Source organism: Ramlibacter sp. (assembly GCF_036383835.1).
Classification (GTDB): domain Bacteria; phylum Pseudomonadota; class Gammaproteobacteria; order Burkholderiales; family Burkholderiaceae_C; genus Ramlibacter.
The window spans coordinates 44,938-70,792 of record NZ_DASVNN010000143.1; the positions used below are offsets into that span (position 1 = coordinate 44,938).

Annotated in this window: 27 protein-coding genes; 18 read left to right on the forward strand and 9 right to left on the reverse strand. The window is 69.3% G+C overall.

The genetic code is table 11. From position 1 onward, the window contains the following. Nucleotides 1-55 precede the first annotated feature (55 nt). The 7 genes from argB to VF522_RS22200 all read left to right on the forward strand — a co-directional run bounded on the left by argB (nucleotide 56) and on the right by VF522_RS22200 (nucleotide 5,486). The gene (gene argB / locus VF522_RS22170; protein ID WP_330910497.1) at nucleotides 56-946 is read left to right on the forward strand and encodes an acetylglutamate kinase; all 891 of its coding nucleotides are present in this window, start codon (nucleotides 56-58) and stop codon (nucleotides 944-946) included. A gap of 7 nt (nucleotides 947-953) precedes the next feature. Next, complete coding sequence (locus VF522_RS22175) at nucleotides 954-1,655, forward strand: response regulator transcription factor (RefSeq protein WP_330910498.1); 702 nt, start codon at nucleotides 954-956, stop codon at nucleotides 1,653-1,655. Nucleotides 1,656-1,747: 92 nt separating this feature from the next. Next, the gene (locus VF522_RS22180) at nucleotides 1,748-3,079 is read left to right on the forward strand and encodes an ATP-binding protein (RefSeq protein WP_330910528.1); all 1,332 of its coding nucleotides are present in this window, start codon (nucleotides 1,748-1,750) and stop codon (nucleotides 3,077-3,079) included. A gap of 101 nt (nucleotides 3,080-3,180) precedes the next feature. Then, nucleotides 3,181-3,819: a nucleoid occlusion factor SlmA gene (gene slmA / locus VF522_RS22185; RefSeq protein ID WP_330910499.1), complete on the forward strand. Its 639-nt coding sequence runs from the start codon at nucleotides 3,181-3,183 to the stop codon at nucleotides 3,817-3,819. A 92-nt stretch (nucleotides 3,820-3,911) separates the two neighbouring features. After that, nucleotides 3,912-4,598 (forward strand): ligase-associated DNA damage response endonuclease PdeM, encoded by a 687-nt coding sequence (gene pdeM, locus VF522_RS22190; RefSeq protein ID WP_330910500.1) that lies wholly within the window; start codon nucleotides 3,912-3,914, stop codon nucleotides 4,596-4,598. 106 nt (nucleotides 4,599-4,704) lie between these two features. After that, a complete protein-coding gene (locus VF522_RS22195) occupies nucleotides 4,705-5,040 on the forward strand; it encodes a hypothetical protein (protein WP_330910501.1) in 336 nt (111 codons plus the stop codon). A gap of 104 nt (nucleotides 5,041-5,144) precedes the next feature. Beyond that, a complete protein-coding gene (locus VF522_RS22200; RefSeq protein WP_330910502.1) occupies nucleotides 5,145-5,486 on the forward strand; it encodes a hypothetical protein in 342 nt (113 codons plus the stop codon). Nucleotides 5,487-5,500: 14 nt separating this feature from the next. Here the strand turns inward: VF522_RS22200 and manD are convergent, their stop codons facing one another. The 9 genes from manD to VF522_RS22245 are packed head-to-tail and all read right to left on the reverse strand — an operon-like array spanning nucleotide 5,501 to nucleotide 15,203. Further along, the gene (gene manD / locus VF522_RS22205; protein ID WP_330910503.1) at nucleotides 5,501-6,712 is read right to left on the reverse strand and encodes a D-mannonate dehydratase ManD; all 1,212 of its coding nucleotides are present in this window, start codon (nucleotides 6,710-6,712) and stop codon (nucleotides 5,501-5,503) included. Beyond that, on the reverse strand, nucleotides 6,709-8,082 hold the full coding sequence (locus tag VF522_RS22210; protein ID WP_330910504.1) for a mannitol dehydrogenase family protein: 1,374 nt from the start codon (nucleotides 8,080-8,082) through the stop codon (nucleotides 6,709-6,711). Before VF522_RS22210 ends, manD begins: the two co-directional genes overlap by 4 nt. 16 nt (nucleotides 8,083-8,098) lie before the next feature. Continuing rightward, nucleotides 8,099-8,851, reverse strand: a complete 753-nt coding sequence (locus VF522_RS22215) for an SDR family NAD(P)-dependent oxidoreductase (RefSeq protein WP_330910505.1) — start codon at nucleotides 8,849-8,851, stop codon at nucleotides 8,099-8,101. Further along, nucleotides 8,848-9,903 carry a malate/lactate/ureidoglycolate dehydrogenase gene (locus VF522_RS22220; RefSeq protein ID WP_330910507.1) on the reverse strand — a complete coding sequence of 352 codons (1,056 nt, stop codon included), beginning with the start codon at nucleotides 9,901-9,903 and terminating at the stop codon, nucleotides 8,848-8,850. The genes VF522_RS22215 and VF522_RS22220 overlap by 4 nt, the downstream gene beginning before the upstream one ends. A gap of 17 nt (nucleotides 9,904-9,920) precedes the next feature. Beyond that, nucleotides 9,921-11,447 (reverse strand): altronate dehydratase family protein, encoded by a 1,527-nt coding sequence (locus VF522_RS22225; protein ID WP_330910508.1) that lies wholly within the window; start codon nucleotides 11,445-11,447, stop codon nucleotides 9,921-9,923. A gap of 16 nt (nucleotides 11,448-11,463) precedes the next feature. Then, nucleotides 11,464-12,858 (reverse strand): TRAP transporter large permease, encoded by a 1,395-nt coding sequence (locus VF522_RS22230; RefSeq protein WP_330910509.1) that lies wholly within the window; start codon nucleotides 12,856-12,858, stop codon nucleotides 11,464-11,466. 1 nt (nucleotide 12,859) lies between these two features. After that, nucleotides 12,860-13,435 (reverse strand): TRAP transporter small permease, encoded by a 576-nt coding sequence (locus VF522_RS22235; RefSeq protein ID WP_330910510.1) that lies wholly within the window; start codon nucleotides 13,433-13,435, stop codon nucleotides 12,860-12,862. 21 nt (nucleotides 13,436-13,456) lie between these two features. Next, the gene (locus tag VF522_RS22240; protein ID WP_330910511.1) at nucleotides 13,457-14,434 is read right to left on the reverse strand and encodes a sialic acid TRAP transporter substrate-binding protein SiaP; all 978 of its coding nucleotides are present in this window, start codon (nucleotides 14,432-14,434) and stop codon (nucleotides 13,457-13,459) included. Nucleotides 14,435-14,468: 34 nt separating this feature from the next. Next, complete coding sequence (locus VF522_RS22245) at nucleotides 14,469-15,203, reverse strand: FadR/GntR family transcriptional regulator (RefSeq protein WP_330910512.1); 735 nt, start codon at nucleotides 15,201-15,203, stop codon at nucleotides 14,469-14,471. 117 nt (nucleotides 15,204-15,320) lie between these two features. On the opposite strand from VF522_RS22245, the gene VF522_RS22250 reads away from it, so the two are divergent. From VF522_RS22250 to VF522_RS22300, 11 genes are all read left to right on the forward strand, one after another. Further along, nucleotides 15,321-16,067 carry an SDR family oxidoreductase gene (locus VF522_RS22250; RefSeq protein ID WP_330910514.1) on the forward strand — a complete coding sequence of 249 codons (747 nt, stop codon included), beginning with the start codon at nucleotides 15,321-15,323 and terminating at the stop codon, nucleotides 16,065-16,067. Continuing rightward, a complete protein-coding gene (locus VF522_RS22255; RefSeq protein WP_330910515.1) occupies nucleotides 16,064-16,810 on the forward strand; it encodes an SDR family NAD(P)-dependent oxidoreductase in 747 nt (248 codons plus the stop codon). Before VF522_RS22250 ends, VF522_RS22255 begins: the two co-directional genes overlap by 4 nt. A gap of 28 nt (nucleotides 16,811-16,838) precedes the next feature. Then, nucleotides 16,839-17,690: a fumarylacetoacetate hydrolase family protein gene (locus VF522_RS22260; protein ID WP_330910516.1), complete on the forward strand. Its 852-nt coding sequence runs from the start codon at nucleotides 16,839-16,841 to the stop codon at nucleotides 17,688-17,690. A 134-nt stretch (nucleotides 17,691-17,824) separates the two neighbouring features. Next, nucleotides 17,825-18,874 (forward strand): LacI family DNA-binding transcriptional regulator, encoded by a 1,050-nt coding sequence (locus VF522_RS22265; RefSeq protein WP_330910517.1) that lies wholly within the window; start codon nucleotides 17,825-17,827, stop codon nucleotides 18,872-18,874. A gap of 123 nt (nucleotides 18,875-18,997) precedes the next feature. Then, complete coding sequence (locus VF522_RS22270) at nucleotides 18,998-19,903, forward strand: dihydrodipicolinate synthase family protein (RefSeq protein WP_330910518.1); 906 nt, start codon at nucleotides 18,998-19,000, stop codon at nucleotides 19,901-19,903. A 33-nt stretch (nucleotides 19,904-19,936) separates the two neighbouring features. Further along, entirely contained in the window at nucleotides 19,937-20,905 is a 969-nt protein-coding gene (locus VF522_RS22275; protein ID WP_330910519.1) for a tripartite tricarboxylate transporter substrate binding protein, read from the forward strand. 22 nt (nucleotides 20,906-20,927) lie between these two features. After that, nucleotides 20,928-22,106 carry an enolase C-terminal domain-like protein gene (locus VF522_RS22280; protein ID WP_330910520.1) on the forward strand — a complete coding sequence of 393 codons (1,179 nt, stop codon included), beginning with the start codon at nucleotides 20,928-20,930 and terminating at the stop codon, nucleotides 22,104-22,106. Nucleotides 22,107-22,111: 5 nt separating this feature from the next. Continuing rightward, nucleotides 22,112-23,092 (forward strand): tripartite tricarboxylate transporter substrate binding protein, encoded by a 981-nt coding sequence (locus VF522_RS22285; RefSeq protein ID WP_330910521.1) that lies wholly within the window; start codon nucleotides 22,112-22,114, stop codon nucleotides 23,090-23,092. 2 nt (nucleotides 23,093-23,094) lie between these two features. After that, nucleotides 23,095-24,138 (forward strand): Ldh family oxidoreductase, encoded by a 1,044-nt coding sequence (locus VF522_RS22290; protein ID WP_330910522.1) that lies wholly within the window; start codon nucleotides 23,095-23,097, stop codon nucleotides 24,136-24,138. A gap of 37 nt (nucleotides 24,139-24,175) precedes the next feature. Further along, nucleotides 24,176-25,165: a tripartite tricarboxylate transporter substrate binding protein gene (locus VF522_RS22295; RefSeq protein ID WP_330910523.1), complete on the forward strand. Its 990-nt coding sequence runs from the start codon at nucleotides 24,176-24,178 to the stop codon at nucleotides 25,163-25,165. A 1-nt stretch (nucleotide 25,166) separates the two neighbouring features. Beyond that, nucleotides 25,167-25,855, forward strand: a 689-nt coding sequence (locus VF522_RS22300) for a dihydrodipicolinate synthase family protein (RefSeq protein ID WP_330910524.1), incomplete at its 3' end; no start/stop codon positions are given.

The window sequence follows — 25,855 nt, forward strand, 5'->3', positions numbered from 1 at the left end:
CAGGGCGGCCGCGACGCCGGTGGTCCCGCACCAGACCGTTTGGAGCCAAGCACGCATGGTCAACACCCAGAACATCACCCCCCGCGACAAGGCCGAGATCCTCGCGCAGGCGCTGCCCTACATCCGCAGGTTCCATGGCAAGACCATGGTGATCAAGTACGGCGGCAACGCGATGACCGATCCCGAGCTGCAGGCCGACTTCGCCGAGGACGTCGTGCTGCTGAAGCTGGTGGGGATCAACCCCGTGGTGGTCCACGGCGGCGGCCCGCAGATCGAGCAGGCCCTCAACCGCCTGGGCAAGAAGGGCGAGTTCGTCCAGGGCATGCGCGTGACCGACGCCGAGACCATGGAAGTGGTCGAGTGGGTGCTGGCGGGCGAAGTGCAGCAGGACATCGTGGGCTTCATCCACAAGGCGGGCGGCCGCGCCGTGGGCCTCACCGGCCGCGACGGCGGGCTGATCCGCGCGAAGAAGCTCAAGATGGTCGACACCAAGGACCCGCAGAAGGAACACGACGTCGGCCAGGTCGGCGACATCGTGGAAGTCGACCCGGGCGTGGTGCGCGCGCTGCTGGAAGACCACTTCATCCCGGTGGTGAGCCCGATCGGCTTCGGCGACGAGAACGAGAGCTACAACATCAACGCCGACGTGGTGGCGAGCAAGCTGGCCGAGGTGCTGAAGGCCGAGAAGCTGGTGCTCCTGACCAACACGCCGGGCGTGCTGGACAAGGCGGGCAACCTGCTGACGGACCTCACGGCCAAGCAGATCGACGGCCTGTTCGCCGACGGCACCATCTCCGGCGGCATGCTGCCCAAGATCAGCGGCGCGCTGGACGCTGCGAAGGCCGGCGTGAACGCGGTCCACATCATCGACGGGCGGGTGCCGCACGCGATGCTGCTGGAGATCCTGACCGACCAGGCCTACGGCACCATGATCCGGAGCCATTGAGACTGCGATGCGTTTGTTGTTGGTCGAAGACGATGTGATGGTCGCCAGCGGCATCAAGCTGGGGCTGGCCAATGCCGGTTACGCGGTCGACTGGGTCGGCAGCGGCGAGCGCGCCGAGGAGGTGCTGCGTTCGGAAGTCTTCGACGCCGCCATCATCGACATCGGGTTGCCGAACATGGACGGCCTGGAGCTCACGCGCCGGCTGCGCCGCCCCGAGATGGCCAGCCAGAACATGCCGGTGCTGATCCTCACCGCGCGCGACGCGCTGCACGACCGCGTGCAGGGCCTGGACCTCGGCGCCGACGACTACATGGTCAAGCCCTTCGAGCTGCCGGAGCTGCTCGCGCGCCTGCGCGCGCTGCTGCGGCGCTCGCAGGCGGCGACGTCGGCGGTGCTGTCCTTCGGCCCGATCGAGCTCGACACCGCCAACCGGCGCGCGAGCGCGCAGCGCAACGGCGCTTCGGTCCCGATCGAGCTGGGCCCGCGCGAGTGGACGGTGATGGAGTACCTCCTGATCAACGCGCCCAAGCCGGCCAGCAAGGACAAGCTGCTGCAGGCCCTCACGGGCTGGGACAAGGAGATCACGCCCAACGCGGTGGAGGTCTACATCTCGCGGCTGCGCGGCAAGCTGGAACCGTACGGCGTCGCCCTGCGTTCCATCCGCGGCTTCGGCTACCGCCTCGAGCTGCGTCCGCCCGAGTCCGAGTGATCGCGTTCTTCCGTCCCGGCGCGCCGCGCTCGCGCAGCCGAGGCGGCGACGTGCTGGGCGTCACCTCCGGCCTGCGCCGGCGCCTGCTGGTGATGCTGATCGCGCCGCTGATCCTGCTGGCGGTGCTCAACGCCTGGTTCGACTACCAGTCCGCCGGCAACGTGGCGACGCAGCAGGACCAGCGGCTGCTCGCCCTGGTGCCGCTGCTGGCCGACTCCGTGATCGGCGACGTCGACGACCGCCCGCTGCTGATGCTGGCGCCGCCGATGGAGGACTTCCTCAAGGAGCGCCGCTCCGCGAGCTACGCGGTGCTGGACCTCGATGGCAAGGTGCTGCAGGGCGCCGACTGGCTGGGCGGCCTGCCGCCGTCGGACAACGAGCCGGAGTTCCACAGCGAGGAGCATTCCGGCACCACCTGGCGCATCGTGCGCCAGCGCCAGCGCACCGTGTTCGGCGACGTCGTGGTGGCGCTCGGCGACGGCTCCGACCCGCGCCAGCAGTGGGCCCGCGCGGTGCTGTACAAGGTGCTGCTGCCGAACCTGGTGCTGCTCGCGGGGGCGGCCTTCGCCGTGCGCTGGGCGGTGGAGCGCGCGCTGGCGCCGCTGCTCGCGCTGAAGGAAGCGGTGGAGCGCCGTTCGCCGCGCGACCTGAGCGCGATCGACGCGCAGGCCTCGCCGGAGGAAGTGCGGCCGCTGGTGGATTCGCTCAACCGCCTGTTCGGCCTGGTGAATGCGCAGGCCGAGAGCCAGCGGCGCTTCGTCGCCGACGCCGCGCACCAGCTGCGCACGCCGCTCGCGGGCCTGCAGGCGCAGGTGGAGGCCTGGGCGCAGGCGGCCGGCGCGCCGCCGTCGGCGGGCACGCTGGCGCTGCCCACCGAGCAGGTCTACAAGCTGCGCAACGCCACCCGCCGCACCTCGCAGCTGGCCAACCAGCTGCTGGCGCTGTCGCGCGCGGATGCGCGCGCGATGCAGTCGCAGCCGCAGCAGCGCGTCGACCTCAAGGCGCTGTGCGAGGACAGCCTGCAGGCGCACCTCGACGCCGCCTCCGCGCGCCACATCGACCTCGGGCTGGACGCCGACCCGGTGCTGGTGATGGGCCACGAGTGGCTGCTGCGCGAGCTGCTGTCGAACCTGGTGGACAACGCCGTGAAGTACACCCACGAAGGCGGCGCGGTGACGATCCGCTGCGGCCGCCGCGGCGCGCAGCCCTACCTCGAGGTGGAGGACGACGGTCCCGGCGTCGCCGCACAGGAGATGCCGCGCATCCTCGAGCGCTTCTACCGCGTGCAGGGCACGCAGGGCGAGGGCACGGGGCTGGGGCTGGCGATCGCCGAGGAGATCGCGCGCGTGCATCACGGCCACCTGCAGCTCCAGGCGGGCGCCGGCGGTCGTGGCTTGAAAGTGACACTGCCGCTCCCTGGGTAAGCACCTACTCGGCCCGCTGCCTGCGTTTCGTGTGGATCAGTTGGCGGGGAGCGCATGGTCGGGTATGCGAGAATGGCCCGAACCGCTGACCTTGCCGCCTTATGTCCCACGCCGAGCTCGACGCCCCCGAACCCACGCCCGGAGGTGAAACGCCTGCCGCCGCCCCCGCGGCGCGCAAGCGGCCCAAGCCCGGCGAGCGGCGCGTGCAGATCCTGCAGGCGCTGGCCACGATGCTGGAGCAGCCCGGCGCCGAACGCATCACCACCGCGGCGCTCGCCGCGCGGCTGGAGGTGAGCGAAGCCGCCCTGTACCGGCACTTCGCCAGCAAGGCGCAGATGTTCGAGGGCCTGATCGAGTTCATCGAGCAGAGCGTCTTCACCCTGATCAACCAGATCACCGAGCGCGAGGCCGCGGGCCCGTCGCAGGCCGGCCGCATCGTGACGATGCTGATCCAGTTCGCCGAGAAGAACCCCGGCATGACCCGCGTGATGGTGGGCGACGCGCTGGTGTTCGAGAACGAACGCCTGCAGCAGCGCATGAACCAGTTCTTCGACAAGGTCGAGGCTTCGCTCAAGCAGTGCCTGCGCGCCGCGGACGGCGCCACGCCGACGGTCGATGCCCAGGTGCGGGCGTCGGTGATGACGGCGTTCATCGTCGGACGGCTGCAGCGCTTCGCGCGCTCCGGGTTCAAGCGGGTGCCTTCGGAACACCTGGAAGCTTCCCTCAGCCGCATGTTGTAGCTGTAGGCTGGGGTGCAACCCCAGCGAAGCGCGAAGCGCTGGGGTTCCGCTCCGCTCCACCACCAGCCTACGAATCCCGCCCGCGTCCTTCCGTGCTGAGAATCCGCCTCGCCGGCGAAGATGCCCTGCTGCATCCCACCGGCACCCTGTTCCTTTCCGCGCGGCGCACGCTGCTCGTCGCCGACGCGCACTTCGGCAAGGCCGTGAGCTTTCGCAAGCTCGGCGTGCCGGTGCCGCGCGGCACCACCGCCGAAACCCTCGCCAGGCTCGACGCCGCGATCGCCGACACCCAAGCGGAGCACGTCGTGTTCCTCGGCGACTTCCTGCACTCGGTGCGCTCGCATGCCGCCGGCACGCTCGGCGTGCTGCACGACTGGCGCGAGCGCAACGCGGCTTTGCAGCTGACCCTCGTGCGAGGCAACCACGACGATCGCGCCGGCGATCCTCCGGCGAGCCTCGGCTTCACGGTGGTCGACGAGCCGCTGAGGCTCGGCCCGTTCGCGCTGTGCCACCATCCGCGCCCGGTGGACGAAGCGTACGTCCTCGCGGGTCACTGGCATCCCTGCATCAGCGTCGGCGGCCGAGCGTTCGAGCGGCTGCGCCTGCCGTGCTTCTGGCTCGGCGACGACAGCGGGCAGCTGCCGCGCCAGGCGGTGGGCATCCTGCCGGCCTTCGGCAGCTTCACCGGCATGCACCGCATCGAGCCGCGCGCCGGCGACCGCATCTTCCCCATCGCCGGGGACGTGGTGCGGGCGCTCCCGCCGCTGCCTGTGCCGTAAAGGACGTGTCGGCGGCTGGCCGACACGGGCCATCGACACGGGCCGTCGCGTCCGTCATCCCGCATGCCCTGCAATACGGGGATCACCATCGCAAGGAGTTCGCAGCATGAACACCCGCCAGCTTGGCTGGGCCGTCGCCGCCCTGGTCCTCTCCGCTCCCGCGTTCGCCCAGACCGCGGTGCAGTCCTTCACCGGCGCCGCCGTGACCTCGGGCACCGGCGTGGTCGTCACGCCCGGCGCGCCTTCGGCCACGGTCGTGGCGCCCGCGGGGACCGTCGCGGTCCTGCCCGCTGCCACGATCTCCGGCGCGGTGCTGGTTCCTGCCGGCACGACCGAGACCGTCAGCGCCAACAGCAAGACCATCGTGACGCGCTACTGGGTGAACGTGCCCGCCGGCGTGGAGCGCGACCCCGAGTTCCAGCGCTGGATGCGTCTGCGCTGAGCGACGTCGGTGCGGAGCCGACAGCGTCCGGCGAATGCGTCGGGCGCGCGGGCGCCCAGGCGGGGATTTCAATGGATCCACACCCATCCATCTCAGGAGTCCCTATGAAACGCCTCGCCCTCGTCGCCGCTGCCGCCGCCCTGGCCGTCCCCGCCGTCTTCGCGCAAACCGTCATCGTGTCGCAGCCCATGAGCCATGTCCTGGACCACGGTGCCGTGGCCATTTCGCCGCCCGTGGACGGACTGCCCGGTTCCACTGTGTTGATCGCCCCGGTCGCCCTCGACTCCAGCAACACCACCATCCTGGGCGGCCCCGCGGCCACCATCACGACCGGCTCCACCATGACCCTCGGCGGCACGGCGCTGCTGGATGTGCCGGCCTACGCCACCTCGCGCCCGGACTTCCGCCGCTGGCTGGCCTGGGAAGGCTCGCACATGACCCGTTGATTCGGGTGCTTGCCTTACCAGTGCCAGAGCGTGCCGTCGTGGGCCAAGCGGTTCACGGGCAGGTAGGCGCGCTGGTAGGGATAGCGGGCGGCGAGGTCCTCGTCGATCTCGACGCCGTGGCCGGGCTTCTCGCCGCAGTGCATGAAGCCCGCCTCGAAGCGGTAGTCGTGCGGGAACACTTCCTCCGTCGCTTCATTGTGCGGCATGTGTTCCTGCACGCCGAAGTTCGGCACCCAGGTGTCGAAGTGCAGCGCCGCGCCCATGCAGACCGGTGACAGGTCGGTCGCGCCGTGGCAGCCGGTGCGCACCTGGTAGATCGACGCGAAGTCGGCGATCCGCCGCAGGTGCGTGATGCCGCCCGCGTGGACCACCGTCGCGCGGATGTAGTCGATCAGCTGGTTCTCGATCAGCGCCTTGCAGTCCCACAGCGTGTTGAACACCTCGCCCACCGCGATCGGTGTCGTCGTGTGCTGGCGGATCAGGCGGAAGGCGTCCTGGTTCTCCGCCGGCGTGGCGTCTTCGATCCAGAACAGGTGATGGGGCTCCAGTGCCTTGCCCAGGCGTCCGGCCTCGATCGGCGTGAGCCGGTGGTGCACATCGTGCAGCAGGTGGATGTCGGGGCCGACCGCCTCGCGCACCGCTTCGAACAGCTTGGGCGTGTGCAGCAGGTACTTCTCCGAACTCCAGTCGTGCTCGCCCGGCACGCTGCCGTCCGCCGGCTCGTACATGCGGTTGCCCGTGGCGACGCCGTACACCTTCTGCAGGCCAGGCACGCCGCTCTGCGCGCGGATCGCCTGGTAGCCCATTTCCTTGTGGCGCAACACCTCTTCCACCGTGTGCGCGATGTCCTTGCCGTTGGCGTGCGCGTACACCATCACGCGCGTGCGGCTGCGCCCGCCCAGCAGCTGGTACAGCGGCAGGCCCGCGGCCTTGGCCTTGATGTCCCACAGGGCCGTGTCCACCGCGGCGATCGCGCTCATGGTCACCGGGCCGCGGCGCCAGTACGCGCCGCGATAGAGGTACTGCCAGATGTCCTCGATCTGGTGCGCGTCGCGCCCGATCAGGCAGGGAATCACGTGCTCGGTGAGATAGCTCGCCACGGCGAGTTCGCGGCCGTTGAGCGTGGCGTCGCCGATGCCGGCGAGGCCTTCGTCCGTCTCGATCCTGAGCGTCACGAAATTGCGGCCGGGGCAGCAGACGATGACGCGGGCGCCGGTGATCTTCATGCGGTGCCTTCCACTTCCTCGAGCGCGGGCAGCAGGCCGATCGCATCGATCCGCTCCAGCCGGCGCTGCACGCGGGCGAGCCACGCCGTCTCCTTCGGCAGCGTCGCGCCCCAGATCTCCGGCAGCGTGCCCAAGGCACGCACGGTCGCCGCCGCATCGCCCGCGGTCGCGCGCGCGAGTTCCTGCAGGCGCGATGCGAGCGGATCGTTGAGCGCGTAGGCCTGGCCCTTCTCGTCGCTGCCGCGCAGGTAACGCATCCACGCAGCCGCCGCGAACGCCAGGCGCTCGGGCATGCGGCCCTGGCGCAGGCCGCCTTCGATGGAAGCCGGCCAGCGCTGCGGGATCTTCTGCGAGGAGTCGGTGGCGATCTGGTGCACGCTGTGCTTGAGCTGCGGATTGGCGAAGCGCGTCAGCAGCGCGTCGCGGTAGGCCGGCCAGTCGGAGCGGCTGACGTGCGGCCCGACCTCGTGCGTCATCAGCCCGTGCACGAAGGCGCGGATCGCCGGCACGCCGACGCAATCGCTGATGAAGGGCAGTCCCGCGACGGCGCCCAGGCAGGCCATCGCGGTGTGGCTGCCATTGAGCATGCGCAGCTTCGCTTCCTCGAAAGGCGCGACCTCGTCGACGACCGTCACGCCGGCCGCGGCGAGCAGCCGACCATCGGCCGGATCGACGAAGCGCCCCTCGATCACCCATTCCCAGAAGGCCTCGGTGGCGAGCGCGGACGCGTCGCCGACGCCCAGCGCGGTTTCGGCCGCGGCGATCGTGGCGGGCGTGGCCGCCGGCACGATGCGGTCCACCATGCTGTCGGGGAAGGTGCAGGCCTCGCGCATCCACTGCACCAGCGATGCGTCCGGGGTCGCCGCCTCGCACAGCGCCTGCAGCTTGCGGCCGTTGCGCGAGAGGTTGTCGCAGGACGCGACGGTGAGGCCACCGAGGCCGGCGGCGCGGCGTGCGGCCAGGCCCTGCACGACCAGCGCGGCGAGCTCCGGCGTGTAGCCCTTCTCGGTGACGGTCAGCGTCAGCCAGCGGGTGGAGGGTGCCGCGATCGCGGCGGCCACCTGCTGCGGCTCGCGCGCCGCGATGCTGGTTTCCCAGATCGCCGCGCCGAGTTGCCAGAAGACGCCGGACTGGCTCGCGACCTGCACCGTGTAGAGATGGTCCTGCGGGACGAGCGCATCCACGACTGCCGTGCTGCGCATCGCCACGCCGAACACGCCCCAGCGCCCGTCGCCGTCGCGCAGCAGCCGGTCGTACACCAGCGCCTGGTGCGCGCGGTGGAAGGCGCCGAGGCCGAGGTGCACCACGCCGGGCGCGCCGTCGCGCGGATATTTCGGGATGGAAACGTTGCGCGCGGCGAGCGCGGACAAGGAAGCGGTGGCGAGCCTAGTCAAACTGGATGCCTCCGTTGAGGTCCAGCACCTCGCCGGTGATGAAGCCGCTCATGGGATGCGCGAGGAACAGCACCGTGTGCGCGAATTCCTCAAGCTCGCAGAAGCGGTTCACCGGGATCATCTTCCGCAGCTCCTCCTGCCGCTCCCTGCTCACCTGTTCCGTGAGCATCTGCGTCTTCACGAAGGTCGGGGCGATCGCGTTGCAGGTGACGCCGAAGGGCGCGTACTCGCGCGCGAAGCTGAAGGTCAGCGAGATGACGCCACCCTTGCTCGCCGCATACGCCGGCAGCGGAGACAGTCCGCCGGTCTTCGCTGCATAGGAAGCGATGTTGACGATGCGCCCGAAGCCGCGCGCCTTCATGCCCGGGGCGACGCGCTGGCTGACGTGGAACACGCCGTCCAGGTTCACGCCCAGGGTCTTGCGCCACAGCTCCGGCGTGGTCGTCTCGCAATTGGCGTACTGCAGGAAGCCGGCGTTGTTGACGCAGACGTCGATGCGGCCGAAGCGTTCCTCGACCGCGCTGCAGGCCGATTGCACCTTCTCCGCATCGCTCACGTCCATGGGCAGGCAGTACACACGCTCGCCATGCGCGGCGAGCGTCTCCTGCACCTGGCCCACCTGCAGGTCCGTGGCGGCGACGCGATAGCCCGCTTCCAGCAGCGCCTTCGCGGTGGCGAGGCCCATGCCGGCGTTGGCGCCGGTGACGAGCGCGACCTGGTCGCGGATGGCGGGAGCGGGGGTCATTCCTTCATCCCCACCTTGCGGGCGGCGCCCCCGATCTCGGCCCAGGTGGTGTCGTCCACCACGACGCCGTCACGCTCGCGGGCGACCCGCGCCTTGCGCTCCGGGTCGCCGGCCACCATCACGCCTTCGAAGCCCGGCGCCGCGGGCGACTGCTTCACCCAGTCGACGAAGGCCTGCGCTTCCTGCGAAAACGATTCCTGCGTGCCCAGGCGCTTGGGATCGATCAAAACGGTGAGCATGCCGTTGATCACGGCGCGCTTGGCATCCGGCGCGCGGTGCCAGGTGCCGCTGCCGGTAAGGGCGCCACCCAGCAGCTCGCAGGCCACCGCCATGCCGTAGCCCTTGTGTTCGCCGAAGGTCATGAGGGCACCGAACAGGCCGTTCGATTGCGGCACCACCACTACGCCGGGGTTGGTGGTGGGACGGCCGAATTCGTCGATCAGGTAGCCGGTGGGCACCTCCTTGCCCTCGTTGTGCGCGACGCGCATCTTGCCTTGCGCCACGCGGCTGGTCGCGAAGTCCAGCAGGAAGGGCTCGCGGCCCTGCACCGGGATGCCGATGCAGCAGGGATTGGTGCCGAAGCGGCCGTCGCCGCCCGCCCAGGGCGCGACGACGGGGCGCGACAGCACGTTGACGAAGTGCATCGCGACGAGACCCTGCGACACGGCCATCTCCGCCCAGTGGCCGATGCGGCCCAGGTGGTGCGAGTTGCCGAGCGCCACGATGCAGTTGCCGTGCTGCTTCGCGCGCTCGATGCCCAGGCGCATGGCCTGTTCGCCGATCACCTGGCCGTAGCCGCGCTGGCCGTCCAGCGTGAGCAGCGTGCCGAGATCGACGACGGTGCGCACCGAGGCGTTGGGCGTGAGGCCCTTCTCGAGCACCGCATCGATGTAGCGCGGCACCATGCCCACGCCGTGGGAATCGTGCCCGCTCAGGTTGGCCATCACCAGGTTGGCGGCGACGGTGTTCGCTTCCGCCTCGCTGGAGCCGGCGGCACGGATGATGGAGGCGACCCGCTGGCGCAGGTCGGCGGCCTGGATGGTCTTCGACATAGGGGAATTGCTGGGAGTTACATCACCGCGCCGACTTGCCACGGCACGAATTCGTTCTGGCCGTAGCCGTGCTGCTCGGACTTGCTGTGCTCGCCGGAGGCGGTGGCCAGCACCAGGCGGAAGATCCGCTCGCCCATCTCCTGGATGGACGCCTTGCCGTCGATGATCTCGCCGCAGTTGATGTCCATGTCCTCCTCCTGCCGCTGCCACAGCGCCGAGTTGGTGGCGATCTTCAGCGAGGGGGAGGGCGCGCAGCCGTAGGCCGAGCCGCGGCCGGTGGTGAAGCAGATCATGTTGGCGCCGCCGGCCACCTGGCCCGTGGCGCTCACCGGGTCGTAGCCGGGCGTGTCCATGTAGACGAAGCCGTGCGCGTCCACGGTCTCCGCGTATTCGTACACCGCCTGCAGGTTGGTGGTGCCGCCCTTGGCGACGGCGCCCAGCGACTTTTCCAGGATGGTGGTGAGGCCGCCCGCCTTGTTGCCCGGCGAGGGGTTGTTGTTCATCTCGCCTTCGTTGACCTCGGTGTAGTGCTCCCACCACTTGATGCGCTGGATCAGCTTCTCGCCGACTTCGCGCTTGACCGCGCGGCGCGTGAGCAGGTGCTCGGCGCCGTAGATCTCGGGCGTCTCCGACAGGATCGCCGTGCCGCCGTGCGCCACCAGCAGGTCCACCGCCGCGCCCAGCGCCGGGTTGGCGCTGATGCCGGAGTAGCCGTCGGAGCCGCCGCACTGCAGGCCGATGGTGATGTGCGATGCGCTGCAGGGCTCGCGCTTGACGCGGTTGGCCGCCGGCAGCATCTGCTTGACGAGCGACACGCCCTTTTCCACGGTCTTGCGGGTGCCCCCGGTGTCCTGGATGTTGAACACCTGCAGCGTCTCGCCTTCGCGCAGGCTGCTGTGCGCCAGCCAGGCGTTGATCTGGTTGGCCTCGCAGCCGAGGCCGACGACGATCACGGCGGCGAAGTTCGCGTGCGTGGCATAGCCCGCGAGCGTGCGCTCCAGGATCTGCATGCCCATGCCTTCGGTGTCCATGCCGCAGCCGGTGCCGTGGGTGAGCGCGACGACGCCGTCGACGTTCGGGTAGGCCTCGAGCGCCTTCGGGTTGGTCTGGCGCGAGAAGTGGTCGGCGATCGCGCGGGCGGCGGTCGCCGAGCAGTTCACGCTGGACAGCACGCCGATGTAGTTGCGCGTCGCCACGCGGCCGTCGGCGCGCTGGATGCCCATGAAGGTGGCTTCGCGTTTCGCCGGCTCGGGTTTCACGTCGGCACCGAAGGCGTAGTCGCGCGCGAAGGCGCCCCCGGCGGGGCCGCAATCCAGGTTGTGCGTGTGCACGTGCTCGCCGGCGGCGATGGCCTTGCTGGCAAACCCGATGATCTGGTTGTAGCGCCGCACCGGCTGGCCGGCGGCGATGTCGTGCACCGCGATCTTGTGGCCGGGCGGGATCAGGCCCCTGGCGGTGACGCCGTCGACGACGGCGCCGCCCACCAGCTGCGAACGCGCGATCAGGACGTCGTCGGCGGGATGGAGTCGGATGAAGGGGGTCATGTCGTGACGCCTTTCCTCAATAGAACAGTTTCGGCAGCCACAGCACCGGCTTCGGCAGGTACGTGATCAGCACCAGCGACACCAGCAGCGGGATCAGCCAGGGCAGGATGGCCACCGTGGTGCGCTCGACCGAGAGCTTCGCGATGCGCGCCAGCACGAACAGCACCATGCCCATGGGCGGGTGCAGCAGTCCGATCATCAGGTTCAGCACCATGACCAGGCCGAAGTGCACCAGGTCGATGCCCAGGTGCTGGCAGATCGGCACGAGGATGGGCACCAGGATCGTGATGGCCGCGGTCGGCTCGAGGAAGCAGCCCACGAACAGCATCAGCAGGTTGGCCAGCAGCAGGAACACCCACGGCGAGTTGGTGAAGGACAGCACCCAGCCCGAGATCGCCGCGGTCACGCCGGTGGCCGTGAGCATCCAGCCGAAGATGCTCGCCGCCGCGACGATGAACAGCACCGTGGACGTGGTCTCCACCGTCTCGAGGCACACCTTCACGAACAGCTTCCAGGACATCGTGCGGTACCAGAACAGCCCCAGCACCATGGCCCACAGGCAGGCGGCGATCGCGCCCTCGGTGGGCGTGAACAGTCCGGTGGTCATGCCCCCGATCAGCAGCACCGGCGTCATGATCGGCAGCACCGCCTGGAAGCGGAACATCCTGTCGGCGACGAACAGCGCCACGAGCCCGGCCAGCACCACCGGTTGCGCGGGAAGGCCGGCCTTCTCGATCAGCAGCCACAGCGAGGTGGGCCAGGCGATCACGACCGCCGTCTCCACCAGCGCCTTGGCCACGCGCGACCATTCGAAGCGGACGTCGGCGCCCCAGCCGTTCTTGTGCGCGTAGTACGCCACCGTCAGCATCATCAGCCCCGCCATCAGCATGCCGGGCAGGATGCCGGCGAGGAACAGGGCGCCGACGCTCACGTTGGCCATCATCCCGTAGATCACGAAGGGCAGCGACGGCGGGATGATCGGCCCGAGCGTGGCCGAGGCCGCCGTCACGCCGACGGCGAACTCGGTGCTGTAGCCGTGGTCCTTCATCGCCTTGATCTCGATGGTGCCCAGGCCGGCGGCGTCGGCGATGGCCGCGCCGCTCATGCCCGCGAACACCACGGAGCCGACCACGTTCACGTGGCCCAGTCCGCCCTTCATCCAGCCCACCAGCGCCAGCGCGTAGTTGTAGATGCGGTTGGTGATGCCGGCGTTGTTCATCAGGTTGCCGGCCAGGATGAAGAAGGGCACGGCCAGCAGCGGGAAGCTGTCGATGCCGCTCACCATGCGGTGGATCACCACGAAGGGCGGCGAGCTCGGCACCAGCAGCAGGTACAGCAGCGAGGCGCCGGCCATGGCGATGGCGACCGGCAGTCCGCCGGCCATCAGGAACAGGAAAACGATCTTCAGCATGTCAGCGGTCTTCCATCGTGGATTCGGGCTTTTCCAGCACGCTGTAGCCGCGCTCGAGATGCACGCGCATCACCCAGATCGAGCGGACGCACATGGCGGCGAAGCCCACCATGCACACGGCGTAGACGATGTTCATCGGCAGGTCCACGATCGTCATCTTGTAGTTACCCATCTTTTCCATCATCTGCCAGGTGAGCACCACTGCCGCGCCGAGGAAGGCGATGCGCAGCACGTCCACCAGCAGCGCCATGGCGCGCGCCACCTTGTGCGGCAGGAACCGGAAGAGGAAGTCCACCTGGATGTGGTTGTTCTTGGCCACCCCGATCGCCGCGCCCACGAAGACGGTGGCGATCAGCAGGTAGCGCGCGATCTCCTCGGTCCATGCCGCGGAGTCGTTGAGCACGTAGCGCGTGAAGAACTGGTAGAACACCGTGAGCCCCAGCGCCCAGAAGAAGGCCAGCGCCGCCCAGGCCTCGGGCGTGGTGCCCGAGAGGTCGACGGCTTCGTCGGTGACATGGAACTCGCCGTCGTCCCCCATCACCTGGGGGAGGGCCTGGATATCGGGTACGGAACTCACGGTGGGTGCCTCTCGTTCTTCTTACTTGATGGCCTGGATGCGGTCCCAGTCCTTCTTGTCGTAGCCCATGGTGGACATGTCCACCGCCTTGACGATGCGGTCGCGGAAGGCGTTGCGGTCCACCTCGACCACGTTGATGCCCTTCTTCCTGAACTCGGTCACCAGTTCCGTCTCGCGCTTCTTGATGTCGTTGGTCGCGTTGGTGGCGGCCTCCTGCATCACGTCGGTGAAGATCTTCTTGTCGGCGTCGGACAGCTTGTTCCAGACGTGGGGGCCGACCTGCGTGACCAGCGAGTCGAGGATGTGGCCGGTGAGGATGATGTTCTTCTGCACCTCGTAGAACTTCTTGGCCTCGATGGTGGGCAGCGGGTTCTCCTGCGCGTCGACGGTGCCGTTCTGCAGCGCGAGGTAGACCTCGGCGAAGGCGATCGGCGTCGGGTTGGCGCCGCAGGCCCTGGGCAGGGCCATGTACGCGGGCACGTCCGGCACGCGCATCTTCACGCCCTTCATCTCGTCGCAGTTCTTGAACAGCTTGTTGCTGGTGGAGTGGCGGGCGCCGTAGTAGGTGACGGACACGGTCTGGATGCCGGTCTTGGCCTTGTAGCCGTCGGCCAGTTCCTTGAAGACGTCGCTCCTGGCGTACTTCAGCAGGTGGTCGGCGTCGCGGAAGGTGTACGGGTAGTAGCCCACGCCGATGCGCGGGAAGCTGCGCGCGGCGAAGGAGGCGCCCGAGATGATGATGTCGACCGTGCCGAGCTGCAGGCCCTGGTTGATGTCGCTTTCCTTGCCCAGCGTGGAGGCGGGGAACACCTGGATCTCGTAGCGGTTGCTGGTGCGCTTCTTGATCTCGTCGGCGGCCCACACCGACCACTTGTGGTACGGCTCGGAGGTCTCGTAGACGTGCGCCCATTTCAGCTTGGTCTGGGCCATCGCCGGCGCGGCGGCGGCCGCGGCCAGCGCGCAGGCGGCGATCAGTTTCAGGGTGAGGCGTTTGTTCATGGCTTGTCTCCTGGTTGGTGTGGTTGCTCTGGCGTCAGGACTGATTGGCGCGGCGCCAGCTCGCGCTGTAACGGTGGATGGCCTTCTTCAGGTGCTGCTGCATCGCGGCGCGCGCGCCGTTCGCGTCATGCGACCGGATCGCCTCCAGCACCGCCGCGTGTTCCTGCAAGGCGGCGCTCCAGGAGGCGGGGTTCTCGAAGTAGTCGCCCAGCCGCGTGAACAGCGGGCCGTGGCGCGCGCTCCAGTAGCTGCGCACCGTGTCGGCCAGCACCTCGTTGCCGCAGCCCTGGGCGATGGCGGTGTGGAAGGCCTCGTCGCCGGCGCGCGGCTCGATGCCCGCCCCGGCTTCCTCGCGCATCTGTTCCAGCGCGCTCGCCATGAGCGCGACCTGCGTCTTGCGGGCGTGGCGCGCGGCGAGCGCCGCGATCTCGCCCTCGACGATCTCGCGCGCCTGCATCACCTGCAGCGGGCCCCATTCGCCGGCCGCCGCCGTGCCCGGCGCGGAGGCCGCGCGCGGACCGGGGCCATTGCGTTGCTGCGCCGGCTGGACGTAGATTCCGGATCCGGTGCGCACCTCGACCCAACCCTCGACTTCCAGCGCGATCAGCGCCTCCCGCACGGAAGGGCGGCTCACGCCCAGCTGCCTGGCGAGATCGCGTTCGGCCGGCAATCGCGTGCCCGTCGCGAACTCGCCCCCGGTGATGAGGCCGCGCAGCTGCTCCGCGATCTGGCGGTACAGGCGGCTGGTTTCGACGGCTTGCAGCGGCATGGGTGGACTAGGGTTCCTGCTGACTGGCCAAGTGGTCAGGCCAATTAATATCCGCTTCACCCGGCCTTCCGCGCATCCGGCAAAACCCGGACGCCGCCGGCAAATGGAGAACAGGTCATGCGATTGAAAGGCAAGACGGCGCTGGTGACGGCGGCCGGGCAGGGCATCGGGCGCGCCACCGCGCTCGCCATGGCGGCGGAGGGCGCGCAGGTCTGGGCGACCGACGTCAATCCGAAACTCCTGGACGGCTACGAGGGCGTGCAGGGCGTGCGCTGCGTGCAGCTCGACGTGCTGGACAAGGCCGCGATCGCGCGCGTGATCGGCTCGATGCCGCGAATCGACGTGCTCTTCAACTGCGCCGGCTTCGTGCACAGCGGCACCGTGCTGCAGGCGACCGACGAGGAATGGAACTTCGCGCTGAACCTGAACGTGCGCGCGCAGTTCTGGGCGATCCAGGCGGCGCTGCCGCGCATGCTGCAGAACGAAGGCGGCGCCGGCAAGGGCAGCATCATCAACATGGCCAGCGTGTGCAGCAGCATCAAGGGCCTGCCCAATCGCTTCATCTACGGCACCTCGAAGGCGGCGGTGATCGGCCTGACCAAGAGCGTCGCCGCCGACTACGTGGCCAACGGCATCCGCTGCAATGCGATCTGCCCCGGCACCGTGGACACGCCCTCGCTCGCCGACCGCATCAACGCCAACGAGGATCCGGTGGCGGCCCGCAAGGCCTTCGTCGCGCGCCAGCCGATGGGCCGGCTCGCGAAGGCCGAAGAGATCGCACCGCTCGTGGTCTTCCTGGCCAGCGACGAGTCGGTGTTCGTGACCGGCCAGTCCTACGCCGCCGACGGCGGCATCACGATATGAACCAGCTCGATTTCCAGGGCCGCCACGCGGTGGTCACCGGCGGCGCGGCCGGCCTCGGCCTCGCCATCGCGCAGCGCCTGATCGCCTCCGGCGGCACCGTGAGCCTCTGGGACCGCGACCTCGCGCAGGGCCGGCAGGCTGCCGAGAAGCTCGGAGCGGGTGCCGCCTTCGTGCAGGTCGACGTCACCGACGAAACCTCCGTGAAGGAGGCGCTGGAGTCGACGCTGCGGCGCACGCAACGCGTCGACGCGCTCGTGAACAGCGCGGGCGTCACCGGCCCCAACGTCAAGGTGTGGGACTACCCGCTGGACGCCTGGAAGCAGGTGATGGACGTCAACCTGAACGGCCTGTTCCTCTGCTGCCGCGAAGTGGTGGGCGCGATGCGGCAGGCGAACTACGGCCGCATCGTCAACATCGCCTCGGTCGCCGGCAAGGACGGCAACCCCAACGCGAGCGCGTACAGTGCGAGCAAGGCGGCGGTGATCGCATTGACGAAATCGCTGGGCAAGGAACTCGCCGACACCGGCGTGCGCGTCAACTGCGTGACGCCGGCGGCGGTGAAGACCGCGATCTTCGACCAGATGACCGAGGCGCACATCCAGTTCATGCTCTCCAAGATCCCGATGGGCCGCTTCGGCACGCCCGAGGAGGTCGCGGCGATGGTGGGCTGGCTGTGCACCGAGGACTGCTCGTTTTCCACCGGTGCGGTGTTCGACCTTTCGGGCGGCCGCTCCACCTACTGATCCACCCCAAAAGAGGAAGAAAGAAGAAATGAAACTCGTCCGCTATGGCAACCCCGGCCGCGAGAAGCCGGGCCTGATCGACGCCGACGGCAAGCTGCGCGACCTGAGCAGCGTCGTCCCCGACATCGGCCCGGAGCAGCTGGGGCAGGTGGGCCTCGCGCGCATCCGCAAGGCCAATCCCGCCAAGCTGCCGGCGGTGCGCGGCAACCCGCGCTACGCCTGCCCGGTGAGCCACGTGCCGAAGTTCATCGCCATCGGCCTGAACTACTCGGACCACGCCGCCGAATCGAACATGCCGATCCCGAAGGAGCCGATCGTCTTCATGAAGGCGACCAGCTGCATCCAGGGCCCCAACGATCCCGTGATGATGCCGCGCGGCTCGGTGAAGACCGACTGGGAAGTGGAACTGGGCATCGTGATCGGCACCACCGCGCGCTACGTCCCCATGAGCAAGGCGCTGTCGTACGTGGCCGGCTACACGATCGTCAACGACGTGAGCGAGCGCGAGTACCAGCTGGAGCGCGGCTCGCAGTGGGACAAGGGCAAGGGCTGCGACACCTTCGGCCCGATCGGCCCCTGGCTGGTGACGGCCGACGAGATCGACAACGTGCAGCGCCTGGGCATGTGGCTCGACGTGAACGGCGAGCGCATGCAGACCGGCAACACGCGCACCATGATCTTCAACTGCGCCAAGCTGGTGAGCTACTGCAGCCACTTCATGACGCTGGAACCCGGCGACGTGATCACCACCGGCACGCCGCCCGGCGTCGGCCTGGGCATGAAGCCGCCCAGGTACCTGAAGAAGGGCGACGTGATGACGCTGGGCATCGACGGCCTCGGCGAGCAGCGCCAGCTGGTCACCGCCTACAAGGCGAGCTGACCTCTGTCTCCGCGTAGGGTGGGCAAGCTTCGCTTGCCCACCATCGGTGTCGTTCCGTGCAGTCCCGGTGGGCAAGCGAGCTCGCCCACCCTACGAGAGGCAGTCGTCGCGCACCTCGCGTAAGATGCGGCCGCGTGCCGCCTGCCTCCCGCCCCATCCCCCGCGCCCGCGCCGCCGCGGCGCGCAGGGTCACCCTCGCCGACGTCGCGAAGCTGGCCGGCGTCTCCACGATGACGGCGTCGCGCGCGCTCGCCCATCCCGACGTGGTCTCGCCCGAGACGCGCAAGAAGGTGCATGACGCGGTCGCGCGCACCGGCTACGTCCCCAACCTGCTCGCCGGCGCGCTGCGCTCCAATCGCACGCGGATGGTCGCCTGCCTCGTGCCCACCATCGGCTCCGGTTCCGTTTTCATGGACGCGGTGCAGGCCATGACCGAAGTGCTGGAAGGCGCCGGCTACCAGGTGATCCTCGGCCAGCGCGGCTACGACGTCTCGCAGGAAGAGCGGCTGGTCGATGCCGTGCTGGCGCGCCGCCCCGACGGTCTCGTGCTGATGGGAACCGTGCGCTCGCCCGCCGCGCGCCGCCGCCTGCAGGCGAACGGCGCGGCGCTGGTGGAAGCGTGGGATATTTCCGGCGAACCGGTCGACAGCATGGTCGGCTTCTCGCACCGCAAGGTCGGCGCCGCGACGGCGCGCTTCCTGCACGAGCGCGGACGCAAGCGGCCGGCCCTCATCACCACCGACGAACCGCGCGGCGCCCAACGCGGGCAGGGCTTCCTGGAAACCGCGCGCCGCCTGGGCCTGGTCGCGAAAGGCGAGGAGATCCCGACCTACCGCTTCGCCGCGCCCTCGCGCCTGCGACACGGCCGCGAAGGGCTCGCGCACCTGCTCGCGCAGCAACCCGGCATCGATGCGATCTACTGCGCCACGGACCTGGTGGCGCTCGGCGCGCTCACCGAGGCGCGCTCGCGCGGCATCGCCGTGCCGGGCCGGCTCGCGATCATCGGCTTCGGCGACGCCGACTACGCCGTCGACACCGATCCGCCGCTGACGACGGTGCGGGTGGACAGCATCGCGCTCGGCCGGCGCGTCGCCGAGTTGCTGATGGCGCGCATCGACGGCGCGGCGGAGGCAGGCCAGGTGCTGGACCTCGGCTTCGAGATCGTGGAGCGCGGCACGACCTGACGCGATCCGTTTTTCGCGTTCCCGCTCCCGCAGTCGTATTTCCTTGAAACCTCCCCGGAAACCCTGTTGACGGCCGGAAGTGTTATCGATACCATGCGATCGACGTTAACGATAACACCAGCCATGCTCGAACAAGCCCGCGGCCTCTACGTCGTCGCCCAGACCCCCTTCGATGCGGACGCCCGCGTCGACCTCGACAGCATCGACACGCTCGTCGATTTCTACTTTCGCCACGGCGCCCAGGGCCTCACCGTGCTGGGCGTGGCGGGTGAGGCGCCCAAGCTCACGCTGGAGGAATCGCGTGCGGTCGCCGGTCGCTTCATCCAGCGCGCCAAGGGCAAGCCGGTGGTCGTCGGCGTCAGCAATCCCGGCATCGCGCAGCTGGCCGAACTCACCGCGTCGGCGATGGACGCCGGCGCGGCCGGCGTGATGATCGCGCCGCCCAACGGCCTGAAGACGGAAGAGGAATTGTTCGGCTGGTTCGCCGCCGTCTTCCGCAAGATCGGCGACGTGCCGGTGGTGCTGCAGGACTTCCCGTTCTCCACCGGCACCTGGATGTCGGTGCCCTCCATCCTCACGCTGATCGAGCGCCATCCGCAGATCCGGATGATCAAGGAGGAAGACCTCCCCAGCATCACCAAGATCACCAGGCTGCGCGCGGGCGCCGGCCGCCGCGTCGCGATCCTCACCGGCAACAACGGCATGTTCCTGCCGCTGGAGATGGGGCGCGGCATCGACGGGCCGATGTCCGGCTTCTCGCACCCGGAGATGCTGTCCGGCGTGTATCGCCTGTACACCGAAGGCCGCGTGCAGGAGGCGAACGACCTGTTCGATGCCTACCTGCCGCTCCTCAGCTACGAGAACCAGAGCCAGTGGGGCGTCGCCGTGCGCAAGGAGATCCTGCGCCGGCGCGGCGCGATCCGCAGCGCCGTGATGCGCGGCCCCGGTCCCGTGCTCACCGCCACCGACCTCGCCGAGATCGACTTCCTGCTCGCGCGCCTGGACCGCACGCTGAGTGCGCGCCGCTGAACCGATTCGATACAAGACCACAAGGAGACAAGCATGCAGATCCACCGCATCCTCGGCGCCGCGGCCGCCAGCCTGGCCTTCGCTGCTTCGGCCCTGGCCCAGTCCTTCCCGCAAAAGCCCGTCACCGTCGTCGTGCCCTTCGTGCCCGGCGGCTCTTCCGACGCGACCATGCGCGCGATGTCGGTGAAGTTCGGCGAGGCCCTCGGCCAGCCCGTGGTCCTGGACAACAAGCCCGGTGCCAACGGCACGCTGGGCGCCGGCCAGGTGGTGCGCGCCCCGGCCGACGGCTACACGCTGCTGATCGGCTCGGTCGGCACCTATGCGATCTCGCCGCAGCTGCTCAAGGCCGTGAGCTGGGATGCGCGCAAGGACCTCGACATGCTCACGATCCCGGTGCGCACGCCGAACGTCGTCGTGGTCACGCCCAGCTTTCCCGCCAACAACATGGCGGAACTGGTCGACTACATGAAGAAGAACCCCGGCAAGGTGTCCTTCGGCAGCTCGGGGCAGGGCTCCACCGACCACCTCACCACGATGTTGTTGTGGCAGAAGACGGGCACCGAGGGCGTGCACGTCGCCTACAAGGGCGGCGGCGCGGCCATCACCGACGTCATGGCCGGCCATGCCAACGTGGTGATCACCAACCTCGGCGTGCTCACGAGCCACATCAAGGCCGGCAAGCTGAAGGCGCTCGCCATCACCTCCGGCAAGCGCGTGCCGGACCTGCCCGACGTGCCCACGCTGGCCGAAGCCGGCATCAAGGGCCTGGAGGTCTATTCCTGGCAGGGCGTCGCCGCGCCCAAGGGCCTGCCGGCGCCGGTGCGCGAGAAGCTGGTCTCCGCGCTGGCGACCACGCTGAAAGACCCGCAGGTGCGCAAGACCCTCGAGACCGCCGGCTTCGACGTGGTGGCGCTGCCGCCCGCGCAGGCCGCCGCCGAACTGAATTCCGAGATCACCCGCTGGAAGACCGTCATCGACACCGCCGGCATCAAGGCCGAATGAAAGCACGAGCAAGAGCACTGACATGACCAAGATCGATCGCGTCGAAATCATCGACTTCGAGTACGAAGTCAAGAACCTGGCCGCGGCCACGGAGCACACCCACAACCACGTCGCCTACAGGAAGGGCGCGAAGATGAACATGCGCAAGTACGCCGTGGTCATCGAGGCCGACGACGGCTCGCGCGGCGAGTACGTCACGATGTGGGGCGGCACGCGTCCGGCGCTGGCCCAGTCCATGATGCTGGCGAACAACCTGCTGGGCCGCGACCCGGCGATGCGCGAAGACATCTACGACGACTGCAAGCGCCTGCTGCACCACTGCGACCACATGGGCTACGGCCCGATCGACATCGCGCTGTGGGACCTGGAAGGCAAGCGCCTGAACGCCTCGATCCAGCGCATGCTGGGCGGCTACCGCAAGCGGCTGAAGACCTACGCCAGCACCTTCCACGGCGACCACGCCGGCGGCCTCGACAGCCCCGAGAAGTTCGGCGAGTTCGCCGTGCAGTGCCGCGAGATGGGATTCAAGGGCTTCAAGATCCACGGCTGGTTCGACGGCGACAAGCGCGCCGAGGCCGCGATCATCACCGCCTGCCGCAAGGCGGTCGGCGGCGAGATGGACCTGATGTACGACGGCGCCTGCGACCTGAAGACCTTCGCCGATGCGCTCTACGTGGGCCGGGCCTGCGACGACGCCGACTACTTCTGGTACGAGGACCCGTACCGCGACACCGGCATCTCCGCCTTCTCGCACAAGAAGCTGCGCGAGATGCTCAAGACGCCGCTGCTGATCGGCGAACACGTGCGCAGCCTCGAACCCAAGGCCGACTTCATCATGGCCGGCGGCACCGACTACGTGCGCGTCGACCCGGAATACGACATGGGCATCACCGGCGCCATCAAGACGGCGCGCATGGCCGAAGCCTTCGGCCTCGACGTCGAGATCCACGCCGTCGGCCCGGCGCACCGCCACGTGATGGGCGCGATCCGCAATTCCAACTGGTACGAGCTCGCCCTGGTCGGCCCCGACTGCCCGAACGTGGTGCCGCCGGTGTATACCTGCGGCTACTCCGACCAGATCGACTGCATCGACAAGGACGGCACCGTGGGCGTTCCCGAAGGTCCCGGCCTGGGCGTGAGCTACGACTGGGACTTCATCAACGAGCACGCCAAGGCGCGCCACGTCTACGGCAGGAAGTAAAACCCATGCGGTCCACCTCCACGATCGCGCGGCGCGCCATGCTGGCGCTCGCCGCCGGACTGCTCGCCGCAGGCACTGCCTCGGCGCAGAACTGGCCCGTCAAGCCGGTGAAGCTGATCGTCGGCTTCCCGCCCGGCGGCACCACCGACGTGCTGGGCCGCATGCTGGCGGCCAGGCTGTCCGACAAGCTCGGGCAGCAGGTCGTGGTGGAGAACCGCGCCGGAGCCAGCGGCATCATCGGCAGCGATGCCGTCGCCAAGGCACCGGCCGACGGCTACACGCTGCTGTTTTCCAGCAGCACGCTCGCGACCTACCAGGCGCTGTACGCCAAGGTGCCGTTCGACCCGGCGAAGGACCTGGAACCGGTCGCCACCATCGCCACCACGCCCTACGTGATGGTGGTGCATCCCTCGGTGCCGGTGAAGAGCATCCCGGAGCTGGTCGCGTACGCGAAGCAGAACCCGGGCAAGCTGAACTACGCGGCGTCGGCGCCGGGTGGCGGCCAGCACCTGGGCTGGGAGATGTTCAAGCGCAGCACGCAGACCCACCTGGTCTACGTGCCGTACAAGGGCACCGGCGCGCTGATGCCCGACCTGCTGGGCGGCACCCTGCAGGCCGGCATCGACAACGTCGCCGTGCTCACGCCGCACGTGAAGAGCGGCGCGCTGCGGCCGCTGGCGGTCACCGGCGAGCGCCGGTCCGCGCTGCTGCCGAACGTGCCGACTGTCATCGAGTCCGGCCTGCCCGGCTTCAAGGTGGTCGGCTGGTTCGGGGTGTTCGCGCCGGCGAAGACGCCGCGCGACGTGACGCACAAGCTCTCGTCCGCGATCACCGAGATCCTCGCCGACAAGGCGATGCGCGACCGCATGACCGAGCTCGGCGCCGAACCCGAAGGCGAAGGGCCGGACGCGCTGCGCAAGCTGCTGGCCAGCGAGAGCGAGCAGTGGGGCCGCCTGATCCGCGAGCTGGGCATCACGGCGCAGTGACCATGGAACGCGTCCCGGTTCCCCAGGCGCTCGCCGGCGCGGCCGCCCTGCTGCGCGCGAGCGGGCTCGACGAGGACAAGGCGGCCGCGGTCGCGCGCCGGCTGGTCGAGGCCGACCTCCTCGGCCACGGCACGCACGGGCTGCGCATGCTGCCCATCTACCTCGAGCGCCTGGCCGACGGCCGCATCGCCCGCAGCGGCAACATCGAGGTCCTGCAGGACCACGCCAGCGGCTTCAGCTGGCAGGCCAACCGCCTGCCCGGCGCCTGGGTGATGGAGCGCTTCGTGGACGCCGCGCTCGAACGCAGCGCGACGCATCCCGTGGTCACCGCGACGCTCGCCAACTGCACGCACATCGGCGCGCTGCAGGCCTACATGGAGCACTTCGCCGAGCGCAAGCTGCTGGCGCTGATGATGGTGACCGATCCAGCCGTGGCCTCGGTGGCGGCGCCCGGCGGCGTGCAGCCGGTCACCACCACCAACCCGATCGGTGCTTGCATCCCGACGCACGACGCGCCCCTGCTGGTGGACCTGAGTACCACGCTCATGAGCAACAGCGCGGCGGCGACCTATGCGGCGGCCGGCAGGAAGCTGCCCGGCGACTGGCTCGTCGACAACGAAGGCCGGCCCACCGACGACCCGAAGGCATTGACCACCAACCCGCCCGGCACGCTGATGCCGCTGGGCGGCGCGGACTTCGGCTACAAGGGCTTCGCCTTCGGCCTGCTGGTCGAAGCGTTTGCGCTGGCGCTCGCCGGCTTCGGCCGCGACGGTCCGCGCCAGCGCGGCGCGCAGGGCGTGTTCCTGCAGGTCATTTCGCCGGATGCATTCGGCCACGGACGCGACGCCTTCCTCTCGTCGATGTCGCATCTCGTCGCGCAATGCCACGCGGGACCTGCCGCGCCGGGCGCGAGCATCCGCCTGCCCGGCGAGCGCGCGCTGGCGCGCCGGCGGCAGCAGCTCGAAGAAGGCCTGCAGATCGACGCCGACATCCCTCCGCTGCTCGATGCCTGGGCCCGCAAGCTCGGGCTGGAACGTTTCGTGTAACCCAAGCCTCACCGCCCCACCGACCCCAGGAGACACCATGACCGCTTCCTTCACGCGCCGCGTCCTGTGCGCCGGCATCGCCGGCCTGTTCGCCGGCGCACCGCTGCTGGCTGCCGCGCAATCGCCCGCGGCGAATTTTCCGAACAAGCCGATCCGCATCGTCGTGGCGGCCTCCCCCGGCGGCACCTCGGACATCCTGGCGCGCACGATCGGCCAGAAGATGACCGAGAAGTGGAACCAGCCCGTGGTGGTGGAGAGCAAGCCGGGCGCCGACAGCAACGTCGGTGCCGACTACGTCGCCAAGTCCCCGAACGACGGCTACACGCTGCTGCTGCTGGACGTGAGCACGCTCACCATGGGGCCGAGCCTGTACCCCAAGCTCTCCTACAACCCGCGCGCCGACTTCGCGCCGGTCACGACGATCGTGTTCTCGCCGCACGCGCTCACCGCCTTCGGAGGGCTGCCGGCGAACAACCTGAAGGAACTGATCGCGTATTCCAAGGCGCATCCGGGCAAGCTCAATTTCGCTTCGTCCAGCAACGCCACGCGCCTGGCGGCCGCGCGCCTGAACCTCGCCACCGGCATGGACATGCAGGTCGTCCCGTACAAGGGCGGCGCGCAGGCGATGACGGCGATCGCCGGCGGCGAGTCGAACCTCACCATGGCCAGCCTGCTGTCGACCATCCCGCACCTGAAGAACGGCCGCATCAAGGCGATCGCCGTGGCCAGCGAGCGCCGCATGCAGGCCGAGCCGAACATCCCCACCCTCCAGGAAAGCGGCGTGCGCGACTTCGTCACCGGCAGCCACCAGGGCCTGCTCGCGCCCGCCGGCACGCCGCCCGACATCGTGAAGAAACTCAATGCGGTGGTCGTCGAGATCCTGCGCTCGCCCGAGGTGAGCGCCAAGCTGGTCGGCCAGGGCGCCGAGGTCGTGGCCGACACGCCCGAGCAGTTCGGCACCTTCCTGCGCGAGGAGACGGACAAGTGGAGCCGGGTGGTCAAGGAAGCCAACGTCAAGATCGAGTGACATGAGCAGCACACAGCGACAAGTCCTGCGCCGCGCGCTCGACGGCATCTCCGGCATCCTCGTCACGCCCTTCGACCGGCAGGATGCGCTCGCGCCGGCGGCGCTGCAGCCGGTGGTCGATCGCGCCATCGCCGCCGGCATCCACGTGCTGGTCGCCAACGGCAACACCAGCGAGTTCTACGCGCTCACCGCCGACGAGGCGCTGCGCATGGTGCAGGTCGCCGCGGAGCAGATCGGCGGCCGCGTGCCGCTGCTCGGTGGCGTCGGCCGCAGCGTGCACGAAGCCTGCGCGCTGGCCCGCGCCTCGCGCCAGGCGGGAGCGGCGGGGATCATGGTGCACCAATTGCCCGATCCCTTCGTGGCGCCGCGCGGCGTGGTCGACTACGTCGAGCGCATCGCCGACGCCGCCGGGGGCCTGCCGCTGGTGCTGTACCTGCGCAACGAGGCCATCGGGCTGAAGACCATCGTCGACCTCTGCTCGCTCGAGGCGGTGGTCGGCGTGAAGTGGGCCTCGCCCACGCCGCTGCTGCTGGGCGAAGCGATCCGCCAGACGCAGGGCCGCGACCTCGCCTGGGTCGGCGGCCTCGCCGAGCCCTGGGCGCCGCCGTTCTATGCGGTCGGCGCGCGCGGCTTCACCTCCGGCCTGATCAACGTGTACCCGAAGCATTCGATGGCGATCCACGCCGCGCT